The sequence below is a fragment of the Dactylosporangium sucinum genome, from assembly GCF_014647515.1.
GTDB classification, from domain to species: Bacteria; Actinomycetota; Actinomycetes; order Mycobacteriales; family Micromonosporaceae; genus Dactylosporangium; species Dactylosporangium sucinum.
Genome location: NZ_BMPI01000002.1, coordinates 165,244 through 171,356 on the forward strand (window position 1 = coordinate 165,244; position 6,113 = coordinate 171,356).

The window sequence follows — 6,113 nt, forward strand, 5'->3', positions numbered from 1 at the left end:
GTCCGCCGCGACTCCGCGATCCATGGAGCGAATCGGCGAGTCAGATGCCGGCGCGGCGGCCGCGCTCCTCGGCCTCGTCGCGGTCCAGCCGGTCCAGGCCGTCGAGGCTGGCCTTCTTCGCGTTGAAGGCGCGGATCCACAGGCCCGCCGCCCAGGCCGCGGCCAGCTCGTCGGCGCTCCACCGCCGGCCGCCGGCCGCCTGGTAGGCGTCGAGGAAGTCCGCCGTCTGCTGCACGGTCGCCGCGTGGGCCGTCGCGCCCGCGGGCCACATCGCGGCGGCCAGGCCGACCACCACCGGCTCGGGCTCGGCGACCGCGCTGTCCCAGTCGTGGACGGCCAGCGGGGCGCTCCCGTGCCACCAGATGTTGTGGGACTCGAAGTCGCAGTGGCCGACGATCGGGTGCAGCGCCGCGACCACGGCGGTCAGGCGGCGGCGGACCCGGGTGCCCACCTCGTCGAGCCAGGACGGGTCGGGGTGCTCGTTCAGGTCCGCGTCGCGGTCGTCCGGGGGCGGCCAGACGCGGCCCTCGTCGTGGTGCCAGCGGGCCCAGGCCGGGGACGGGCGCAGGGACGGGACCGCCGCGACCGGGGGCGCCAGGCGCACCAGCTCGTGCAGCAGGGTCGCGAACGCCGCGGCCGGCGGGAGCGGCGCCGCCGCGGCCGGAGTGATCGCCGTCTCGGCGCTGGCCACCCGGCCGGGCGTGAACGGGTGCGGGCCGGTCAGCGGCTCGGGGCAGGGGAAGCCGGCCCGCCACAGGTGCTTGTGCACGGCGAAGCAGCCGGCCAGGCGGGCCTCCGCCGGGCGGATCTTCACCACGACCCGGCGGCCGTCGGCCAACCGGACGGCGTGGACCGATGACAGGTGCTCGGCGATGTTCGACGTCTGGGCGACCGGGCTGCCGAGCCAGCGGGCGCACCAGGCATCGAGGTCGGTCACGCGGTCACGGTACCGGGCGCGGCTGCGCCGTGGCCATCTCGGCCACCGTCGATAAGGGGCCTCGACGCGCGGCTGGGCGTCGGCGGCGGCCGGGGGCGATTCGGGATGTGGTAGGGAAACTGGGGCTATAGCGCCGGTTTCCCTACCGTGAAACTCAGCGCCGGGGTTTGTACGTGGCCACCGTGAAGTCGGCCGTCCGGTCAACCAGCCGCACCCCGGCGATCGGGGCCACGAACTTCGCCGGCGGCTACCCGGCGGCGGAGCACCTGGTGGGCCCCGGCCACCGGCGGATCGCGGCGATCGGCGGCCACGAGCAGTTCCAGATGGGCACCCCGGGCAGGTACTCGAACGACGAGTTGGCGAGGTAGTAGTCCGCACCGACCCGGCAGACCGACGGGTCGGGGTGGAACCCGGGGAGGATCGGCGGGCTCACACGAGGACGCTATCAGCGACGACCAGCGGAAGCCGGTTCGCCGTCACCGACGCCACGATCTCGCCCGCCCGGACCGCCACCGCCGACAGCAGCGTCGACGTGATGCCGTGCGAGTGCTCGGTGCCGCCCTGCAGGTACACGCCGGCGCGCAGGCCGTCACCGGTCGCCACCCGGTAGTCGCGGCCGACCCGCAGCAGCCGCTCGTCGTCGCGCAGGCAGTGCGGCCCGGCCGCGCCGAGCAGGCGCAGGGCGTCGACCGGGCGGTAGCCGGTGGCGTACACGATCGCGTCGGCGTCGAGCGGCGTGCGGTCGCCGGTGGGCAGGTGCTCGACGACGGCCGTGACCCCGTCGGGGCGCCGGGTCAGCTCGGCGACCCGGGAGGCGTTGAGGATCCGCAGGCGGCGGCGGCCGAGGACCTGCTCGCGGTACACCCGGCGGTAGAGGTCCTCGATGAGGTCGCCGTCGACGACCGAGTAGTTGGTGTTGCGGTGGTAGTCGAACAGCATCCGCTTGACGTCGGTGGGGGCGTCGAAGTACAGGTCGACGGCCCGCGGGTCGAAGATGCCGTTGGCGAAGTTGCTGTCGTCGGCCGGGCTGTAGCCGAAGCGGTAGAACACCGCGCAGACCTCGGCGCTCGGGTAGCGGTCGTGCAGGAACGCGACCGACTCGGCGGCGCTCTGCCCGGCGCCGACGACGACGAACCGGTGCGGCCGTTCGACCGCGAACGACGCCGACCGGTGCAGCAGGTCGAGGTTGTGCCAGACCCGCTCGGACGGCACGACGCCGGGCGGCAGGCTGGACTCCAGGCCGACCGCGACGACGACGTTGCGGGCGCGCAGCACGCGGCCGCCGGCGACGACGTCGACGAGGTCGCCGCCCTCGACCGGCACCACGTCGGTGACGGTGTGCCCGTAGTGGACCGGGACGGCGACCCGGCTCGCGGCCCACTCCAGGTAGTCGTGGAACTCGACCCGCAGCGGGTACATCGATTTGTAATTGATGAAATCGGCGAGCCGGCCCTGGGCGTGCAGGTACGACACGAAGCTGTACGAGCTGGCCGGGTTGCGCATGGTGACCAGGTCCTTGAGGAACGACACCTGCATCGTCGCGTCCTCGAAGAGCATGCCGCGGTGCCAGCCGAACGCGTCCTGCTGCTCCACGAACGCGGCGGACAGGGGAGCCTCGGAGCGGGCGTTGTGCTCCTCGATCGCGATGGCGAGCGCCAGGTTCGACGGGCCGAAGCCGATGCCGACCAGGTCGTACACCGTGGAGTCCAGGGACATCGAATTGCCTTTCGGTCGGCGGGTCACGGGCGGCGGGCGTCGGCGGCGAGGAGGCACTCGGTGACCTCGGCGGCCGTGGCCACCACCCCGCAGCGGTCGGCGACGTGGCGCAGGGCGTCGCGGTGGTGCGCCGGGCTGAAGTCGGCGACGGCGTCGGCGACCACGAACGGCTGCAGGTCGCGCATGAACGCGTCGAGCGTGGTGGCGAGCACCCCGATGTGCGCGTAGACGCCGGTCACGATCAGCTGGTCGCGATCGCCGAGGATCGACGCCAGGGGCGTGCCGACGAAGGCGCTGTAGCGGCGCTTCGTCACCAGGATGTCGTTCGGCCCCGGCGTCAAGGGCTCGACGATGGCCAGCAGATGTTCGTCCGGCGGCGGCCCGTCGCCCCAGAAGTCCTGCAGCAGGCCGCGTTCGGCGCGGCTCTGGCCGCCGGGCTGGGCCGAGTACACGACCGGCAGGCCCAGCTCGTGCGCGTGCTTGCGCAGCGCCGCGATGTTGTCGACGACCCGGGCCAGCAGCGCCCGGTCCGCGGTGCCGAAGGGGGCCAGGAAGTACCGCTGCATGTCGTGGACGAGCAGCGCCGCGCGGGCCGGGTCGGGCCGCCAGTCCACTTTGGACCGGTCGAGACCGAACCCGGTCGGCACGGGGTACGGGGTGATTCGGGGCAGCACGGTTCAGCCTTCCTGCAGGGTGCGCAACGCGGCGCGCAGCTCGCGCCGGCTGACCTTGCCGACGCCGGTGATCGGGAACGCGTCGAGGACCTGGAGCCGGTCGGGGATCTTGTACCCCGCGAGGCCGCGCTCCCGCAGGTAGCGGCGCACGGCCGGCAGGGTGAGGGGCGCCACGCCGTCCCGGACGACGACGAAGGCGCAGCTGCGCTCGCCGAGGTACGGGTCGGGCACCGCCACGACGGCCGCGTCGTGCACGGCCGGATGGGTGAGGAGGTGGTTCTCGACCTCCTCGGCGGCGATCTTCTCGCCGCCCCGGTTGATCTGGTCCTTGGCCCGCCCCTCGACGACGAGGTACCCGTCGTCGCGCACCCGGACCAGGTCGCCGGTGCGGTAGAAGCCGTCGGCGGTGAACGCGGTGCGGTTGTGCTCGTCGGCCCGCCAGTAGCCGCGGATCGTGTACGGGCCGCGGGTCAGCAGATGCCCCACGGTGCCCGGCGGGACCGGCCGGTCGTCGTCGTCGAGGACGAGCAGCTCGTCGTCGGGCGAGATCGGCCGGCCCTGGGTGTGCAGCACGACCTCGTCGGGGTCGTCGAGCCGGGTGTAGTTCACCAGGCCCTCGGCCATGCCGAAGACCTGCTGCAGCTTGCAGCCGAGGACGGGGGTGATCCGCTCGGCGACGGAGCCGGCGAGCTTGGCGCCGCCGACCTGGAGTACCTGCAGGCTCGACAAGCCCCGCTTGCCGGAAAGCGCATCCAGCCACAACAGGGCCAGCGGCGGCACCACCGCCGTGATCGTCACCTGCTCGCGGGCGATCAGCGGCAGTACCGTCGCCGGATCCGCCCGCCGGGCCAGCACGACCCGGCCGCCCGCGTGGAACACCCCGAGGACCCCCGGCGAGGACATCGTGAAGTTGTGCGCGACCGGCAGCACGGCCAGGTAGACGCTGTCCTGGGTCAGGCCGCAGATCTCGGCGCTGGCCCGCACGCTGTACAGGTAGTCGTCGTGCGTGCGCGGGATGAGCTTCGGCAGCCCGGTGCTCCCGCCGGACAGCTGCAGGAACGCGGTCTCGCCGGGCCACGGCCCGGGCGGCAGGCCGGCCGGGTCGTCGTAGAGGTCGGCGAGCGCCGTGAACGGGCCCGGGGAACCGGCGACGATCACCGTCGCCGGCCCCGCCGCGGCGGCGAGGGTGCGGTGGTCGAAGCCCTCGTGGACGTCGGTGGTGACGTACGCGACGGCCTCGGTGTGGGCGCAGAAGTAGCCGATCTCGGCGGCGCGGTGGGCCGGCAGCGCGAAGACCGGCAGGGCGCCGAGGCGGAACAGGGCGAAGACGACGTCGAAGTACTCCGCGGCGTTCGGCAGCTGCACGACGACCCGGTCGCCGCGCCGGACGCCGAGGCGGTGCAGGCCGCTCGCCAGGCGCAGCGCGTTGTCGCGCAGCTCCCGGTAGGTGACGTGCCGGTCGCCGTCGACGACCGCGACCCGGTCGCCGTGCGTGGACGCCCGCTCGCGGAGCAGGTCGTCGAAGGTCTGGCCGGTCCAGTAGCCGCGCTCGCGGTACCGCCGGGCGAACTCCTCAGGCCACATCGTCGCGCTCCGACCGGTCGAGCCCGAGCGCGGCGAGCATCGTGCCGAGCTTCGCGGTCGTCTCGGCAAGCTCGGCCGCCGGGTCGGAGTCGGCCACCACGCCGGCGCCGGCGAACAGGTCGAGCCCGCCCGGGTCGGCGGTGGCGCACCGGATGGTGACCGCCCACTCGCCGTCGCCCGCCGCGTCGACCCAGCCGACCAGGCCGGTGTAGAGGCCGCGGTCGAACGGCTCCAGCTCGGCGATCGCGGCCCGGGCGGCGGCCGTCGGCGTGCCGCACACCGCGGGCGTCGGGTGCAGCGCGGTGGCCAGGGTCAGCGCGGAGACGGCCGGGTCGGCGACCGTGCCGGTGACCAGGGTGGACAGGTGCCACATCGTCGCGGTGCCGACCAGCGAAGGCTCGGCCGGCACGGTGAGCTCGGCGCAGTACGGGCGCAGCGCGCCGGCGACCGCCTCGCTCACCACCGCGTGCTCGTGCCGGTCCTTGGCCGAGCGCAGCAGCGCGGCGGCGCGGCGGTGGTCCTCGGCCGGGTCGGCGCTGCGGGCCGCGGACCCGGCGAGCGGGTTCGCGGTGACCGTCCGGCCGTGCCGGGAGACGAGCAGCTCGGGGCTGGCGCCGAGCAGCGTGCGGCCGCCGCCGACGTCGACGCCGAAGGTGTACCCGCCGGGCTCGCGCGCCGCCAGGGCCCGCACGACCGGGGCCGGGTCGAAGCCGGGCGCGTCGACCCGCAGCGACCGGGCCAGGACCACCTTGGTGTAGGCGCCGGCGCGGATCCGGCGGACCGCCTCGGCGACCGCGGCGGCGTAGCGGTCCGGCGGCGGCACCGGACGGACCCCGGCCACGCCCACCGGCAGGTCCACTGTGGAGGCGGCGGACGGCGGCCCGCCCCGGCGCAGCCGCAGCGGCACGACGAGCTGCGCGGGAGCGCCGGGCGCGAACGGCACGGCGCCGACCACGGTGCGGACCTCGTGGCCGGCCGCCTCGGCCACGCCGAGCACGGCGTCGACCCGCCGCGCCAGGTCGGCCAGGCCGTCGGGGCGGCCGGACGGCGGCACCGCGAAGTAGGTGCCCTCGGCCAGGAGGGTGCCGCGGGGCGAGGCGAACAGCGACGAGCTGCCGGGGCGGTAGCCGGCGAGCAGCTCGGCCGCTGTCGTCGCGGCTGACAGGGTGGTCACGCGGGGTTCTCCCTTCGGGCGGCGGCGC

Annotated in this window: 6 protein-coding genes and 1 pseudogene; 1 reads left to right on the forward strand and 6 read right to left on the reverse strand. The window is 74.9% G+C overall.

Translation table 11 applies throughout. The features are described 5' to 3' along the window. Positions 1-40: 40 nt before the first annotated feature. Complete coding sequence (locus tag IEZ31_RS01870) at positions 41-937, reverse strand: aminoglycoside phosphotransferase/kinase family protein (protein ID WP_190247918.1); 897 nt, start codon at positions 935-937, stop codon at positions 41-43. A gap of 173 nt (positions 938-1,110) precedes the next feature. On the opposite strand from IEZ31_RS01870, the gene IEZ31_RS01875 reads away from it, so the two are divergent. Then, positions 1,111-1,305 (forward strand): hypothetical protein, encoded by a 195-nt coding sequence (locus tag IEZ31_RS01875; protein WP_190248069.1) that lies wholly within the window; start codon positions 1,111-1,113, stop codon positions 1,303-1,305. On the opposite strand, the pseudogene IEZ31_RS58805 reads toward IEZ31_RS01875, so the two are convergent. From IEZ31_RS58805 to IEZ31_RS01900, 5 genes and pseudogenes are all read right to left on the reverse strand, one after another. Beyond that, positions 1,305-1,370: pseudogene (locus tag IEZ31_RS58805) on the reverse strand (hypothetical protein); the annotation flags it as partial. The gene IEZ31_RS01875 and the pseudogene IEZ31_RS58805 sit on opposite strands and share 1 nt — an antisense overlap. Further along, positions 1,367-2,653 carry a lysine N(6)-hydroxylase/L-ornithine N(5)-oxygenase family protein gene (locus tag IEZ31_RS01885; RefSeq protein ID WP_190247919.1) on the reverse strand — a complete coding sequence of 429 codons (1,287 nt, stop codon included), beginning with the start codon at positions 2,651-2,653 and terminating at the stop codon, positions 1,367-1,369. The gene IEZ31_RS01885 and the pseudogene IEZ31_RS58805, both read right to left, overlap by 4 nt. A 23-nt stretch (positions 2,654-2,676) precedes the next feature. Beyond that, on the reverse strand, positions 2,677-3,327 hold the full coding sequence (locus tag IEZ31_RS01890; RefSeq protein WP_190247920.1) for an isochorismatase family protein: 651 nt from the start codon (positions 3,325-3,327) through the stop codon (positions 2,677-2,679). 3 nt (positions 3,328-3,330) lie between these two features. Then, entirely contained in the window at positions 3,331-4,911 is a 1,581-nt protein-coding gene (locus IEZ31_RS01895; protein WP_190247921.1) for a (2,3-dihydroxybenzoyl)adenylate synthase, read from the reverse strand. Further along, entirely contained in the window at positions 4,901-6,085 is a 1,185-nt protein-coding gene (locus IEZ31_RS01900) for an isochorismate synthase (RefSeq protein WP_190247922.1), read from the reverse strand. The genes IEZ31_RS01895 and IEZ31_RS01900 overlap by 11 nt, the downstream gene beginning before the upstream one ends. Positions 6,086-6,113: the final 28 nt, after the last annotated feature.

Coding starts and splice junctions, on each gene's coding strand:
- IEZ31_RS01895 (WP_190247921.1), bottom strand. CDS start 4,911: ATGTGGCCTGAGGAGTTCGCCCGGCGGTACCGCGAGCGCGGCTACTGG.
- IEZ31_RS01885 (WP_190247919.1), bottom strand. CDS start 2,653: ATGTCCCTGGACTCCACGGTGTACGACCTGGTCGGCATCGGCTTCGGC.